The organism is Allorhizocola rhizosphaerae, assembly GCF_003426775.1.
Taxonomy (GTDB): Bacteria; Actinomycetota; Actinomycetes; order Mycobacteriales; family Micromonosporaceae; genus Allorhizocola; species Allorhizocola rhizosphaerae.
Genome location: NZ_QJUG01000052.1, coordinates 1 through 14,407 on the forward strand (window position 1 = coordinate 1; position 14,407 = coordinate 14,407).

Annotated in this window: 13 protein-coding genes and 1 pseudogene; 1 reads left to right on the top strand and 13 read right to left on the bottom strand. The window is 66.8% G+C overall.

What is annotated here, in order from left to right:
- Positions 1-113: 113 nt before the first annotated feature.
- The 12 genes and pseudogenes from DM816_RS13490 to DM816_RS13545 all read right to left on the bottom strand — a co-directional run bounded on the left by DM816_RS13490 (position 114) and on the right by DM816_RS13545 (position 11,394).
- Positions 114-926, bottom strand: a complete 813-nt coding sequence (locus DM816_RS13490) for a deaminase (RefSeq protein ID WP_117210567.1) — start codon at positions 924-926, stop codon at positions 114-116.
- The gene (locus tag DM816_RS42495; protein ID WP_162907423.1) at positions 914-1,378 is read right to left on the bottom strand and encodes a hypothetical protein; all 465 of its coding nucleotides are present in this window, start codon (positions 1,376-1,378) and stop codon (positions 914-916) included. The genes DM816_RS13490 and DM816_RS42495 overlap by 13 nt, the downstream gene beginning before the upstream one ends.
- A gap of 208 nt (positions 1,379-1,586) precedes the next feature.
- On the bottom strand, positions 1,587-1,934 hold the full coding sequence (locus DM816_RS13495; RefSeq protein WP_117210568.1) for a hypothetical protein: 348 nt from the start codon (positions 1,932-1,934) through the stop codon (positions 1,587-1,589).
- A gap of 103 nt (positions 1,935-2,037) precedes the next feature.
- Complete coding sequence (locus DM816_RS13500; RefSeq protein ID WP_246001929.1) at positions 2,038-2,274, bottom strand: AlbA family DNA-binding domain-containing protein; 237 nt, start codon at positions 2,272-2,274, stop codon at positions 2,038-2,040.
- Between the two features lie 162 nt (positions 2,275-2,436).
- A complete protein-coding gene (locus tag DM816_RS13505; RefSeq protein WP_425455240.1) occupies positions 2,437-2,775 on the bottom strand; it encodes a VOC family protein in 339 nt (112 codons plus the stop codon).
- 186 nt (positions 2,776-2,961) lie between these two features.
- A pseudogene (locus tag DM816_RS44410) lies at positions 2,962-3,069 on the bottom strand (AAA family ATPase); the annotation flags it as partial.
- Positions 3,070-3,245: 176 nt separating this feature from the next.
- A complete protein-coding gene (locus DM816_RS13515) occupies positions 3,246-4,742 on the bottom strand; it encodes a hypothetical protein (RefSeq protein ID WP_117210571.1) in 1,497 nt (498 codons plus the stop codon).
- A 68-nt stretch (positions 4,743-4,810) separates the two neighbouring features.
- Positions 4,811-5,020: a hypothetical protein gene (locus DM816_RS13520; protein ID WP_211588684.1), complete on the bottom strand. Its 210-nt coding sequence runs from the start codon at positions 5,018-5,020 to the stop codon at positions 4,811-4,813.
- On the bottom strand, positions 5,011-5,463 hold the full coding sequence (locus DM816_RS13525) for a hypothetical protein (protein WP_117210573.1): 453 nt from the start codon (positions 5,461-5,463) through the stop codon (positions 5,011-5,013). The genes DM816_RS13520 and DM816_RS13525 overlap by 10 nt, the downstream gene beginning before the upstream one ends.
- 50 nt (positions 5,464-5,513) lie before the next feature.
- A complete protein-coding gene (locus DM816_RS13530; protein WP_117210574.1) occupies positions 5,514-6,230 on the bottom strand; it encodes a prepilin peptidase in 717 nt (238 codons plus the stop codon).
- Entirely contained in the window at positions 6,227-8,434 is a 2,208-nt protein-coding gene (locus tag DM816_RS13535) for an AfsR/SARP family transcriptional regulator (RefSeq protein WP_117210575.1), read from the bottom strand. Before DM816_RS13535 ends, DM816_RS13530 begins: the two co-directional genes overlap by 4 nt.
- Before the next feature lie 1,136 nt (positions 8,435-9,570).
- On the bottom strand, positions 9,571-11,394 hold the full coding sequence (locus DM816_RS13545) for an Hsp70 family protein (protein ID WP_117210577.1): 1,824 nt from the start codon (positions 11,392-11,394) through the stop codon (positions 9,571-9,573).
- 409 nt (positions 11,395-11,803) lie between these two features.
- On the opposite strand from DM816_RS13545, the gene DM816_RS13550 reads away from it, so the two are divergent.
- Complete coding sequence (locus tag DM816_RS13550) at positions 11,804-13,546, top strand: AfsR/SARP family transcriptional regulator (protein WP_162907427.1); 1,743 nt, start codon at positions 11,804-11,806, stop codon at positions 13,544-13,546.
- Positions 13,547-13,701: 155 nt separating this feature from the next.
- Here the strand turns inward: DM816_RS13550 and DM816_RS13555 are convergent, their stop codons facing one another.
- A complete protein-coding gene (locus DM816_RS13555; RefSeq protein ID WP_162907428.1) occupies positions 13,702-14,130 on the bottom strand; it encodes a hypothetical protein in 429 nt (142 codons plus the stop codon).
- Positions 14,131-14,407 lie beyond the last annotated feature (277 nt).

The following is a 14,407-nucleotide window of genomic DNA, read 5'->3' on the forward strand; positions in this document are numbered from 1 at the left end:
ATGCAGCGACTACGCTGCATTCTGCGGCCGCCGCAGTTGATATTGAATTGTCCACAACTTTCGATGATCGAGCGGCGGCCGTCCATCATCTGGCTGGGCTTCATTCCGCCAGCTCACACGGCATGTCGTGACTGCCGTACTAAGAAGGCGCGGAGAAACATTCGCGGCGCTACTCCTATGTAGGGATGCAGCCTGCTTGCGCCGGCGGGGAACATCTCTCTGGCCCGCGACTTCGGGTAGGGATCAATGTATCTGATCTCTGAGATTTCTACGTCGAGCGCTGCTTTGAAACAGAGATGGCATGGAAACGTTGTGGTGTAGAGCGTTGCATTCCTTACGGCGACTCCTCGCATGGCGGCGTCGTCGATTGCTGCGGCCTCGGCGTGTACTGCGCGCTGTCCCTCAATGACTGAGAGGATCATGGAGCGCTTTAGGGTCTTCGCGATGTCGGTCAACTCGAGCGCGGAGGTGTCAACACCGAGCCTGTGGCCGACGAGCTCGATTGTCTCTTTGAGCATCTCTCGCTTGTATATCTCGCTGGCATCCGCGCCTTCGATCACGTCTGCGGTTTCTCCTGGCGGGACGTCGTTGTAACCGGTAGCGATCACCTTGTCCTCGACTACGAGTGCAGCTCCAACGCGGCGCGACGCGGAGAGGGATCGTGCTGACGCTGCGTGGGCCGAGTACATCGCGAATTCCGCAGGCTCTGGCGGAATGGTGGGATCTCCCCAAAGCAGCTTGACGAATCGAGGTACTTCATCGGCTGCCGCAAGGAAGTAGTCCGCCATGGCATAGGTGTCGTTGACGCGCTGGCCGAATTCCCGGTCTTCCAATTCTTCGCCATCGACATCGATCAGGTCTTGAGCTACTTTGGCCCGATCTGCATCGTTTCGGGGGCTGAGATTTTTCGATGTCAGGTTATGCATTCGGGTAGGCAGCGGCTCCTGCGCGGCGATGAGGAGAAACTGCGGCCGTAGGTGTCCCGAAGAAGCTCTACCTCCTTCGGGCGTTTTAGCGACCGAACGATGAACACGCGGCGATCGCCGCTAGGCATCGCTGTGCTTGTTCGCTCGAGCCGGATCGCCTGAATGTGTGCAATGACTAGCTGTGCGACAGCTGCGGCGTCTCCGTGAGACTGGCACAGTGAGTTACCGGCTTCGATCAGCCTCTTGATGCGTTCGTCTTCGAAGTCTGATGGGGACAGGTCGACGTCCGCCTGTTTTCCGATAAGCGAACTGACCGGGATCTGCTCGACCTGATAGCCACACTTCGTATGGAAAGTATTGACAAGCTCAGCTGAGATTGCTTCGGTGTTGGTGCCGATTGGCGCAACGATCGCAATCACAAGTTCCTGTGCTGATCCATCTTCGGTAGCCATGGCAAGGCTTCCCCGATCTCCGTCGGCGAACCGGCCTGTGGCTACCAAGTCTATCGAATGGGGCTCCCACCTCGTTGCCGCTTGGTCAACAACGATCAGGAAACTAGGGCCGAACGTGTGATTGCGCCCGAAGTTCACGAAAGCTGACAAGGCGAAGCCGGTGGTTTCTCGGCGAGAAATTGGCGTCGGTGGCAGTCGATCGTGCGTATTACTTCTCGGACGGCGGCAACCCAGCTGGGCTGGTGTTCCCCAAGCCAAGCTGTTTGATGGCCTCGTCGCCGAGGATGTCGCGCAAGTGCCCGCGCGCGGTCAGGTAAAGGCGGCGCAGCTCGGCGATCTCGTTGGCGAGAGCAGGAATGTCGGCCAGAGCCAGCGGAGTGAACACCAGTCCGAGCTGTTGCACAGTATCGGCGGTCATCTCTGCGGCAGCGGCCTCGTGGCGCTGCCGCACGTCGGGCAGCTTGTTGTATCCCATGCCGTCGTTCTCCTCGCGCCGATTGCTGGTCGGGTTGCCGATGTTCGACACGGATGGTCTCACGTAGTAGGCGGTCGCCATCGCACACGGCGTGCCAAGTCGACCTGACCGACGTGCGGCGGTGCTCACCCCCGGCGGCGTGCCGAACCCGGCCGTGATGTGTTCGCGCTTGGCCCGCAGGGTGCTACCCCCGCGACGCACGTAGAACTCGGGCTTCTTCGGGTAGAGCACGTGCCACGCTGGCCGGCCTTTCCACCTCCAGCAACAGCACGTGCTTGTGATCGTGTTCGACCCACCGCAGCTGATAGCGCGGCGCGGGTTCGATGTTGTCGCGGACGGCCGAAGCGATGAGCAGTTGCACAGCGGCACGGTCGGTGGCAGGCACACCGACGATCTCGCCGTCGTCCTCGACGCCGACCAAGATGGTGCCGGAGTTGAAGGACGCGAACGCTGCGACGGTTTTCAGGAACGATCGCTTGTCCTACTGCGGGGTGATGGTCCGCTTGAACTCGACGTGCTGTCCCTCGCCGCCCGCGATCAGCATTTCCAGATCCGTGCCGGGCTGCCTGTCACGCCGGTGATGTCAGGAGGACGTCAGGCAGAAGGGGTGGCCGGCCGGATCCAGGAGTACCCGCCAGCGTCCGTCGCCGGGCTGATGGTCCGGTTTGGCCGCGCCGAGTTGCAGAGCCAGCTCTTCCATCGCATCGAGGTCGTCAGCGCGGAAATCCAGATGGAACTGTTGTGGCACGTCCTGACCCGGCCACTGCGGAGCCCGGTATCCGTCAACCCGCTGGAACCCCAGATCACAGCCGGAGCCGTCCGTCAGAGCGACGAACTCGTCCGAACTGAAGAGTTCGCGCATCCCGGTCAGTGCGCCGTAGAAGCCCGCCAGCGTCTGCGGGTCGGCACAGTCCAGAGTCACCCCTCGCAGTACAGCGCCTGGCACCATCCGCTCCTTCGCGTCCGCGTGTCGGTCTCCGTGCGCCGCCGCTGCACGCGATCACCCGGCCACAGCCACACCGTACTCGCCACCTCCACCGCTGAAGTAGCGGTTTATCCCTGCCTCAGCGCAACGGGTGGCTGTGACCGGCGCTTTCGATGCATGCCCTAGCGCGAAGCCGCGCCCATGGTGCAGGCGAAGCTGGCGGGCCAGGGATGTCTTGCCGGAACCCGAGTTTCCGCGGATCACTACGAGCGCTGTCGGCGTGTGTGGCACCGGCCGATTGTCGGCGGGTGCATGTCCCCGCACGGCGGCATCTGCGTTGGTGCGTTGCCTCTGCTGTTCGCGTCAACGCCGGCGATCGGGTATCGCGCCTCGGCCGCTGGCGACTGCCCATGCCTATGACGGCCGTGATAGCACATGGCCTGACAGGGCCGAGGCGATTGCGCCAGTCACCTTCCTGCACCGGCTGCGGTTTGCAGGTGTTCGGGGAGTTCGGCTTCCCACTCGCGGCGCTTGCGGCGGCCGAGGCCGGTAGCCGGTGGCACGCCAGCGGCACGGGACAATTCCGCTCCGGTGGGAACCCGGCCCGCTGCGACCTCGTGGTCCCAGAAGCGGCGCATGGCTGCAACGGCGGTGAGGTCGGCCTCGTCATCGGGCCGGTCGTCGCCGGTCATGCCGTCGTCCAGTGCGTCGTCGTCCAGCGCGCCGCTGCCGTCGCGCTGGGCGGCGGACGGTCCTGCGGCTTGGAATGAGCGGCCGTCAAGATCCGGGGACAGGCCGAAGGTGGCCGCGTCGGGCTCACGGCGGCCACTGAGTTCGGGATCGCCGCGCAACTCTGGCGCGGTGTACTCCAAGACCGCGGTGCCGGTCGAGAAGTGCCGGCCGTTGGCTTGTTCGGCTCGACCAGGCTGCGGGTGGCTGGCATCCTCCAGTGCCGCCTGGCCGGGCAGGACGGCTCGGAGCACCTTTGTTCCATTGGTGCTCGCGGTTTCGGCTGCCGCGTCGTGCTTGGCCTGGTTGGGATCGAGGGCGTGGCCCGGGGCGGCGGCATCGATCGTGTGCGTGGCCGCGCTGGTGTCGTGCTGCCATGCGTTGAGGTGGGCGACCGCCTGCGGTGAGGTGGCGTCGACGAAACCGTAGAGGGTGGCCATGTACATCTGCATGGCTTGGCGTTCGTTGGTGGCGTCCGGGAAGTCGGCCAGGCCGATGTGTTCGGCGGCCTGCATCGCCTGCTTGACCACTCTGCGGTGGGCGCGGCGGACCCGCCAGGCGAACGATTTCTTGCTTTGCAGCAGGTGAAGGTGTAGCCGTGCCCGGCCGAGTTTGGCGCGGCGGCGTGCCCGGTCCACTCGGGACACGTCGCGGTCGCGGGCTTCGGCCAGGCGCAGCCAGACAAAGATCCGTTCTGGCGTGATGGCCCAGTTGATCCGCCGGGCGGTTCTGCCGAGCCGCACGTTGCGTTCGGCGGCCAAGGCGCGTTCCCACATCCAGGCGGCCACCAGCGGGGCGACCAGGCGCAGGCACACTTCGCGGAAACTGTCACTGTCCAATGCGGACAGCGTCGCGGTGAGTGCAGCCAACGCCCAGACGGCGATGCCGTCGATGCCGGTGGTGCCGGTCTGCGGGTCACGCAGCAGCCTTGATCGGGCCAGCAGTGCGGAGGCGAACAGCGCGATCTCGATGAAGGCGAAGAACGCGATCCGTAAGGGTGTTTCGCCGAGGATGTCGGTGAAGAACTTCCACATGCCTGATGCGCTCACCGCTGTGGCCAGTGCGGCGGCGAGGATGGTGAGGATGTTGGCGACCAGCAGGGTCGCCCGGTGCTCTTTGAGCGCCCGGAGCCGGTTTGCCGCCACCAGCAGCACCGCCACACCCGCCAGCGCGCCGACACTGGCGATCAGCGTTTGGTTGGCGGTGTAGAACCTGCTGATGTCGTCGAAGGTCACGTTGGTGGTCCTTTCTCGTGTCTGGCCGTGGGGTGGGCGACCGGCTTGGCGGCGTCGTCTCGACCGGGTCAGGCCGGTGTTCGGTGTGGGTGCCCGGTCGGCAGGCATCGGCAGTGGTCCTGGGACCGGCGTGCCTGCAGCGCCTGACGCACCTCGTCGATCTCGGCGAGGTTGCCCGCGACGCTGGTCCAGGTGAGGGCCACCGCGCCGGGCTCAATGCCGGGCGTGGCCTGGCCGGGTGGGTTGACCGCGATCCAGATGTCGGCACTCAACAGCACCGCCGCTTCGCGCAGCCGCGACACGGTTGGGTCGTGGTGCAGCTGTGTGTGGTCGTCAGATCGTCGAGGTCGGCCCCGTAAGCAGGGTCGAACTCGTGCAGGACATCGACGCCGGCGCACAACCTCACCGCGAGGTCGCGACGTTGCTCGGCCGGAGACCGCGCCCCATTGACCGTGCACTGGTACAGCTCCCACGCGTCTTGCGGGTGCATGTTCAGATAATCGGCGACCTGCCACCAATCCAGACCGGCGTGCAGGGCGTCGCGGACGACAGCGTGTGGCAGCATCTCGGCGCGTTCGCGCAGCAGCCGGATGGGTTCGAGGGTGCGCCGCCAGCGTTGTTGGGCGACGGCCTGTGCGGCCAGGCCAAAGGTGTCGGCGTGCGTGGCGCGGCACCCGTCGCGCAGGCGCGCGGTGCAAGTGGCTTCTCGCGGTTCGACCATAGTTATGTCCTTGAGAGGGGAAGTGGGAAGGGTCGTGGTACAGGTGCTTTTCATTGCCACATCAGGGCGGCTGCCGCCCCGGCGATGAGGAACGGCCCCAGCGGCAGGTGACCCCCAGGCTGGAGTTTTCTGGTCTTGCGCATGGCGACGGCGGTGACGGCGGCGGCACCGAAACCGAGCAGGCATCCCGCGTACACCGCCGCCCAGCTGTGCCAGCCCAAGGCTGCGGCCACCGGCACCGCCAGGGCGACGTCGCCCCAGCCGAGCTGCCCACGCGACAGCACAGCCAAGACGGCGAAAAGTGCGGCCAGCACCGCACCGGCGGCAACGGCCCGCCACCACCCGGTGCTGTCACCTCCGGCGGCCAGCAGGGCAAGGAATCCTATGGTGGTAGCGGCGGTGAGGCGGTGCGGCAGGCGCAGCATCGCGAGGTCGACGAAGGCGAGCACGATCATGCCGGTGGCCCACCACGCGTACGCGGCCAGCGCCCATCCGGTCCACCCGGACAGCCACAGGATGACGGCGGCGGCGATGGTGGCGGCTTCCAGCTGGAATGGTCGCGGGCTGACCGGCGTGGCGCACACGCGGCAGCGACCGGTCGGCCCGCAGGTGCCCGGCCACAACGGTGCTCCGCACGCGCATCGGGTGCGCCACGGCCGGTCGGGTTCAGTGCTGTGGTGGGCGACGAGCCAGCGCAGCAGCGGCGTGAACGCCACCGCGTACAGCGCGGGCGGAACAGCGGGCCGGGTGGAGGAGGTGGTAGTCATCGGTGTTCCAGGCTGGTGCGCAGCTTCGTGGCCAGGGCGGTGGTTTCCTCTTCAGGTTCGGCGTCCAGGTCGGCCAGGGCCTTGGTGAGCGCCCGCAGCAGGGTACGGATGCCATCGGCGTCACCGAGAGCGTGCCGGGCATGCATCGCCTTGCGGTACAAGGATTCGTTGTAGCGGTCCATGCCGATCGCCTTATCCAGCAGAGTCGAGGCGGCATGCGGGTCGGTGTCGAGCAGGTCCTCGGCCAGCAGCAGGTGGGCTTCGATGCCCCAGCGGCGGACCGCCTCCCGATGCGGGGTGATCCATTCGTAGTCCGTGCCGTCCGCCAGCGGCGCGGTGTACAGGTTGCACGCTTGGGTCAGCAGTGCCCGCCTGTGCTCGCCGGTGGCGATGCCGCCGGTGCGCAGCAGGTCGCGCAGCTGCCAGATGTCGACCTCGACGGTAGCCGGGTCGAGCCGGTAGCGGCCCGCGCTCTTGATGACGTAGGCGGCCTTGGCGTCGGCGCTGCCGGCACGGGCGAGGTTATGGCGCAGGTTGGAGGCGTTGGTGTGCACCCGCTGGTCGGCCTGGGACAGACGGGCGTCGGGCTCAAGGTATTCGCCGATCTCCCGGGTGGAGGAACCGTCGGGGTGGCAGGCCAGGAACACCGCCAGCTCGCGCGCTTTGCTACGCAGGTCCCGCCCGGGTTCGGTGATGTCCTCGATGCGCGGTGCGCCGAGCACGCACAGCCGGGCCTTACGGCCGCCGGCCCCGGCCGAAGCCGCAGCGGCGGAGGGTGTCGGCGGTTCTGGCTGCGCAGCGGGTGCCGGTTCGGCGGCGCGGATGGCAACCAGCGCAATGGTGGGCGCAACAAATGAGGGCGCGGCGGGTGGCTGCCCGGTGTGGGCTTCGTGGAGCGTGCTCAGGATGTGCACAGCGGCGTCGGCTTGCAGCACGGGAAGGCGCGGCGGGACCGGCTCGGCCGGTTGCCCGGACAGCAGTTTGGTATGCCCGTCCGTGCTGACTTCGACGGTGGCGCCGTGCGCCCATTCGCCGAGCAGGAGCGCCGACACACGCAGTCCCGTGCCTAGGACGAGGCCGTATTTGGCGCGCATCCGGGCGCCGGGCGGTGGGCTGTCGGCCACGAGCAGGATCGGCGGCAGGGCCTCCTCATAGGGTGCCTCCTGCCGCAGTGTGTCCAGATCGGACAGTGAGCGTTCGTCGAGGATGCGGGATCGGTGCAGTAGCTGGGCTTCGATGATGGTCAAGGCGTCGTCGATGTCGTCGGCGATGTGCAGCCGGGGCCAGGGGCCGAGGGTGGCGGCGTCGGAGCCGATCAGGGTGGCCAGGGTGGCGGCGTCGATGACGACTTCGCCGCGCCGGTCGGGGTGGTGTGGCCCGCCGGAAGCCAACGCGGCAACGATTGCGGCGCGGGCGCCGTCGCCTTGCAGCCCAATGCCACCGGGTGGCAGCGCGGCGAGTTTGGGGACCGCGGCGGCCTGCTCGGCTTCCCCGGCGTGCAGGGTCAGCTCAGGGTGGTGGGCGACGGCGCGGCGTAGCCGGGCGACCGGCGGCGGCAGCTCGGTGGGCGGGTCGTCATCGTCGGCGTCGACGGTGAAGCGGCGGCGGCGCTGCAGCCACACCAGCGCGGCGGCGGCAATGATCGCCGCTGCGAGGGTCCAGGTCACCCAACTGCCATCGGGCAACAGCACACCATGCTCGTCGGCGGCCGGTGCGCTCGCCGACGCGTCCGGCGACCCACCCGCACTCGGTGAGACCGATGCCGTGCTGCTGGTAGACGCGGATGGGGTTGCTGACGTGGCGGGCACGGTGGGCACGACCGGGTTGGCGGCGGCGGCCGAAGGGCTGACCGTGGTTGACGGGCTCGGGGTCGGCTCACCGATCACGCCGTCCGGGTCTTGGACCTGGGGCGGTGGTGCGGGTGGCTGTGTGGGCGTGGCGTCGGCCGGTGGACGAGCGTCGGCGGGCAGCCGCAGATCCCAGCCAGGATAGATGATGTTGCAGTCGCGCAGGGTGCCGCCGACCTTGGGGAAGTGCCGGTGCCGGTTGAGTTCGCAGATCTCCGGCCACCGGTCTGCGTCGCCTAACCACGCTTTGGCGATCTTCGACAGGTGGTCGCCGCGTTCAACGATGTAGGTGTAGCTGGTGTCGCCGACCAGGACGGTGGCTGGGCCTTGCGCCGCAGGCAGGTTGCGGGCCGCCACCGTGATGACCGTATCGACTGGTGCGGGTTCGCTAACAACGTGTGCCACCAATCGTGGACCTACCGATTGAGGCCGCGCCATGGGCGAAGCCGCTAAGGCCACGGTGTCGGCTGGTTGGCCGATGTATATGCCTGAGGCGACAGAGGTGGCTGCTGGGGCGAACAGTGTGGCGGCCTGGCCTGCGACCAAGGCCGCGGCCAAGCCCTGGACCGGCCGCAGCATCCGCAATCGAAGGGGGAAATGCCCCTGGTCCGAGCGATCACCTCGATCGCCAGCGAGCTGAGCAGCAGCAGCCACACAGCCCATAGAACGATAGTCAGAAATGGGGCAAGTTGGCGCAGCGTCAAGGGTTCGACGGTCAAACGACCGATCTCCTCCACGGCGCGCGGGAACGGGTTTCCGGCGAAGTGCAGCAGTGCCCATGGCGGGACAGCCACCACTGCGAGGATCACCGCAGTGTTGATGATCGCGACGGCCCCGCGTCGCACCACATCCATGATCCACCTCTGTTTCGTCCGTCTGCCGGTACCGAGGCGACCGAGCCGACCGAGCTGTGTGCCGCTAACGGCCGCTCACCCGAGGATCAGCGCGTCATGGGACGGCGGCAATGGATTGGGCGATGACCCGAACTGACACGGTCTGACACACGCTGACACGAGCACCCTGAGCTGCGGATCGACGTGCATCTCGCGATGGGGACGGAAACCTGCGGATCGGGAGTGGACCCAATAGCGTGCACACCAGAGGACGCGGATTCGGCTGGGGCGGTTCACGATGTTCGAGATGTGGCTACCGCTCCGCCTGGACATGTCCGTCGACTTGTTCGACGTCGATGTTGACGGTATTGCCGTGGGTGACAAGGCAGGCTGAGCTGGAGGCGCTCATGGACGAGTTGGAGTCGCTGCATGCCCATGTGCCTGAGCCGCATCCGGCGCAGGTGTGGGCGGAAGTGACCCGTGTGATCGGTCGCGATCCCCGATCCTGACCCCGGACGGCCAACCGCCGGGCAACCCAAACCCCATCATCGGCACCCAGGAAAGGATGTCGGAGGTTTGCCGCGCCTGGTCGAGCGGCCACCACGTGTCAACAGGGCCAAGGCGTCACACAGTGCGCGGAGCCATCTGATCGATCCCCTGCTACGGGATGCGTTTGTCGTCAGGTGCGCGGCGAGTGGGGGCGAATCGGCGCCACCATCCGGGCGGGAGGTTGTCGGCGAGGATGCGGCTGGTGCGGCGGATCCACCACACCGCGATAACGACCAGGTAGATAACGATGGTGCTGTGCAGCGTGCTGTACCCCACGATGACCATGCATGCGGCACCCATGATGCTCGCCAGAATAAGCCGCGCCGGCGCCGCAGTGACCAGCGCTAACGCGATGGCCACGCCGAGCAGCCCGGCACCGGTAACACCGAGGATCGCTGCCACCCACGTGGGCATAACCGTCATCGGCATCCCGCTGGCACGTGCGTTCACAGCCAGGACGCCGACGGCCGCCAGCGCCAACGACGCCACCGGGAACCGTACCCGCTCGGTCCACAATGGACGTCCCCGTAACCATGGCGCGGCCAGACCGATAACGATCGCGAGGGCGGAAGGGACGACAGCACCGGCCAGCGCCGAACTCAGATACGGCGGGGCCAATTCGACAGGTCCACCGATGATCGCTTGCCCCAGCAGCCCTTGCAGGGTCGCCACGACCAGGCCCAGCAGGCCGGAGAAGGCAAAGATCTGCCCGGCCTGGCGGGCGTGAGCCCGCGACTGTTCGGCCAGCAGTGCCGCCGCCACGTTCCGGCCCACCGTCAGGCACACCAGCGCCCACGCCCAGCCAGCCAACGCGAACGCTGCGGTGTCGAAGTAGACGCGCAACTTCTCGTAGTCGGAGGTGAGCCGGGAAAATTCTGGCGGCATGAGCCGCGCCACGATGTCGAAGGTCTGCCACACCAGCAGTCCTCCGGCCGCCATACACACCATCGGAGCAGCCAGGCTACTCGGGTATTTCCACCACCCGGCCCGCATCGTCGGCGCATGAACCTTGGGAGCCGCGCTTCGGACGCAGTCCAGGGCACCGTAGACGGCCGCGAGTCGACCGTCGCGGGCCACGGAAGCCGAGATGCCGAGCCGGCCGTCGTCGGTCGACGATGGTGACAATGCCTGCGCCGCCTCGCCGTAGACAACGGCACCGTGCAGCCGGTCAGCGTCCACGTCAGCGGCGTCCAGCGTGTCGAGCACCGCATCTGCCACCGCCTGCCGTAGCGGCTGTGCCACCTGGTGCAGGTCTGCGGGTGTGACGCTGGCCGGGGACGGCCGCTCGGTCAGGATCACCGCCGCTGTTTGGCCGTCCAGCAGCCGCGACTGCGCCTGCGAAAGCTGATCACGCACGCTGTCCGCTACCGGCGCAGGCAGCCCGAGCTGCTGGGTGAGGGCGTCAATAAGGCGCTCACCGGTGGCGTTGCGGATCGGTTGTGTGGCAATCCTTTCCCATCCGGCTGCGTGGCGACGCAGCACGCTCACCTCGCTCGCGCGCTCACCCAAATGACACACCAGCACCAATGCGCCGTCGGAAGAGCCGGGAAACGAGGCGGTGGCCACCGCGGCGGCTTCGCTGACCACCTGCACCATGCCCGAACCGGCCCGCTGCCCGGCCTGGGTCACCATCTCGTGGTGGCGTGGTCCCCAACCGGGCGGGACCGTCACCACGACCGTATCGACCTGGCCCGCGTACGAGGCAACCGCCCGCAGATGCTCGGCCAGCGCTGCGATCACCGGCTCGGCTGCCTCACGCCGCGTGACCGTCACCGCCGAGACCAGATCACGGCTGTCGTCCTCTTGCACGGTCGGAGTAGGCAGCGTGAGCTGGTCACCGAACAACAGCGCCGAGCGATGTCCCTCACGCTCGACGGCCGCGACCGTGACCGCCGGTCCGACCTGGACAGCCAGCACCGTGCCAGACGAGTCCACGAAGGCAAGTCTGCCCGATCATGTCAACGACTGTCGATCACTTATTTGCCGGGCGATCCGATCCTCGTCACGATGGATCCAAGAACTTCCGGTGAAGGGCGGTGGACGGCGCGTGATGGCGCGGATGGCGGCGGCAGCCCGCGCGCTGGCCTCCCTACTGACCACCGCGGCGCTCCTCGCCGCAGCCGCTACCGCCTTGGTCATGTGGGCGGGATGGCCACTGCCGCACCGGTGGCCCACCGCCGACCAGTGGGCAACCTTCGCCGATCAACCCCTGGCGCACCTGCCGATCAAGATCATCGCCGCGCTGGCGGGTTGGCTGCTGTGGTTTGCGCTGGTCGCGTCACTCGCGCTGGAGGCATGGATACGCTTCGCACGGCGGCCACCACCGCTCATCCTTCCGCGCCCAATGCGTGTGCTCGCCGCCGGAATGCTGGGGACCAGCGTTGTCGCCGTGGCCACCTCGGCGCACGCCACCCCACCCGCGGCTTCCTCCACCGGCGTCCACCATCCGGCCATCCACGAGAACCCTGTCACGCAGCCCGCGTCGCCGCACAGCACCGGCCGACTCGGGCCCGCGCACACCCCCGACGACACTGGCGCCTTTCCCGACGCCCCAACCAGACCAGGCTCAGACGGATCATCGAGTGCTGACGTCCGCCGGCAGGGTGTCGATGTTCCCGGTGGCTGGATCGTCTGGCCAGTCGCCGCTGGTGTACTCGCCGCAACCGCGATCGCCCTGCTTCGCTCCCGCACCCTGGCACCCGCCTCGGCACTGCTACGGGCCATCCGTGCCGCCCGACACGGCGCCGCCGACCCCACCAGCGAGGAACCAACCACCACCACCTACGACATCGCCGTCCTCGAGCAGGACGCAACCACCGCACCGCGATTGACGATCGGGCTGCGCGAAGCAACCGACCTGGGCATCGACGCCCTTCCAGCCGACGGCGTCGCTATCACCGGACCCGGCAGCACCGATGCGCTGCGCGGAATCCTCGCCGCAGCCGCCACCAGCACCAACGCGACAATCGTCATCCCAGCAGACCTGCTGCACGCCCTAACCGGCGCTCAATTGTCTCTACCCGGCGTGACGCCAACCCACGACACCCACGCCGCCATGCACCGCATCCAGATGGAGATCCACCGCCGATACACCCTCACCCACGAAACCAACACCTCAAGTACGGACAATGTCCATCCGCCCCTGGTGCTGCTCATCGAGCCGCCGACCGTCCAACCGCGACGCCTCGCTGCGCTCGCTGAACTGGGCAGTGAACATGACGTCCGCATTGTCGTTGCCGGGCAATGGGACGCAGGCGATACTTGGTCAGTTGACCGTTACGGCCGTACGACGGCAGGCACGGCCACCATCGGCCGCGTCAACATGCTCAACCCCCAAGGGCTGGCGCAACTCGCCCAGGCGCTCAAGCGAACCACCGGACCTGCGGCTGTTTCAGACCAAGCGGCGCCACCAGAACCCCCAGTGTCGGCGATCTTTCATCTGTCCATCCTCGGCCCGCTACGGCTTGCCACATCGTCGAGTCCGGCCATCCACATCCGCCGCAGCGGCTCCCGGCAAATCGCTGTCTACCTCGCGCTACACCCTGACGGCACCAGCCGATACGAACTACTGGAACACATCTTCGGCCACATGACCATGTCCTCAGCGACCACCAGCCTCGACAGCTGCCTGTACGAACTGCGACGGCTACTGGCCGCCAACGACGGCAGCGCGCTTATGCGCCTCGACGACACCTACCGCCTCGATCCGCAACTGATCACCGTCGACTGGTGGCAACTTCTGTACCACCTGCGACGCGGCGACCTCACCCAGGCCACCACCCAGTACGCCGGACCCATCGCCGACGGACACACCTGGCCGTGGCTACCCGAGCACCGGCAAAACGCACGCCACCTCATCGCCGACGCCCACGCTGCACTGGCCCGCACGGCCACCACGCCCGAACAAGCTCTCACCCATGCCCTCGTCGGCATCACCATCGACCCCTACTCGACAGCCAGCCACGACGCAGCCATCGACGCCTACACACGCCTCGACCAGGCCGACCACGCACAGACCCTGCGAGAGGAGATGGTCAAGCGCCTTGCCGACCTACAGCGCGTCGAGCGACAACGTATGTCCGAGTAGACATTCGGACGTCGCCACGCCGCGTCAGTCTGACCGGGCAGCGCGCCAGGCTCATCACAGGCGACATCACCGTGGCTTGCTTCGGGCCGTCATCACCGGCCAAACGGCCGGTTGCCAGAGCACAAGGCTCGGCTCACATTTCGGCGAGTATTTTCTCAGCGATCATCCGGCGTCGTCGCGTAGGAGGCGCTCGTAGGTACGTCGTGCTTCCACCAGCTGAATCCAAGCATCGCGAATCTCGACGACCGCGCCCACCTGCTACGGTTCCACAGCTGCATCATCCGGCCTAGGTCGGTGGTGAGCGGGACGCCGGCCGCCTCGAAGCGGAGCATCGCCTGCTGCAGCTTCCGTACGGCCACTTCGTACTCCCGTCTCCCTGCCAAGAGGTCGTGGCGCGACGGCCGTCTACCCATGGCGAGATCATAATCGAACGCCTGTCCGAAGCCCTGTGACGCCGTCGGCGGCCCACTGCGTGTGCCCAGGGCTGTCTTGACTTCGACGCGTCGGCGCATGCCTTTGTCGAGCGTTGTTTGCATTCGAGAAGCAGGCTTAGAAATCAACTGCGCGACTTCGAACAGTCGCATTCCTTCGCGATTTTAAAGGAGGTTCCCCTGTGCCGAATTCGCATTTCAGTGCGCGGATGCGCACGGCCCAAACTGGGGGAATTAGGTGGCTGACACCACTGCAAACGGACGAATGGAAACGTATGATGAATGGGCGCGACCCGCCGTAGAACCTGGCAATTCGGACGGTCGTGCCGCTAGTGAGAATAGCAATGAGCAGATGACTTTTCGGCTAGAGATTGTCTTGGTCTCGGGCCGCGAAGGGGCGAAACTCCAAGCTATTCAGGCCCGAGCAATT

Excerpts from the sequence above, each read along its gene's own strand:
- DM816_RS13490 (WP_117210567.1), bottom strand. The coding sequence starts at position 926 with ATGCATAACCTGACATCGAAAAATCTCAGCCCCCGAAACGATGCAGAT.
- DM816_RS42495 (WP_162907423.1), bottom strand. The coding sequence starts at position 1,378 with ATGGCTACCGAAGATGGATCAGCACAGGAACTTGTGATTGCGATCGTT.
- DM816_RS13495 (WP_117210568.1), bottom strand. The coding sequence starts at position 1,934 with ATGGCGACCGCCTACTACGTGAGACCATCCGTGTCGAACATCGGCAAC.
- DM816_RS13525 (WP_117210573.1), bottom strand. The coding sequence starts at position 5,463 with ATGGTCGAACCGCGAGAAGCCACTTGCACCGCGCGCCTGCGCGACGGG.
- DM816_RS13530 (WP_117210574.1), bottom strand. The coding sequence starts at position 6,230 with ATGACTACCACCTCCTCCACCCGGCCCGCTGTTCCGCCCGCGCTGTAC.
- DM816_RS13550 (WP_162907427.1), top strand. The coding sequence starts at position 11,804 with ATGCGTGTGCTCGCCGCCGGAATGCTGGGGACCAGCGTTGTCGCCGTG.
- DM816_RS13555 (WP_162907428.1), bottom strand. The coding sequence starts at position 14,130 with ATGCGACTGTTCGAAGTCGCGCAGTTGATTTCTAAGCCTGCTTCTCGA.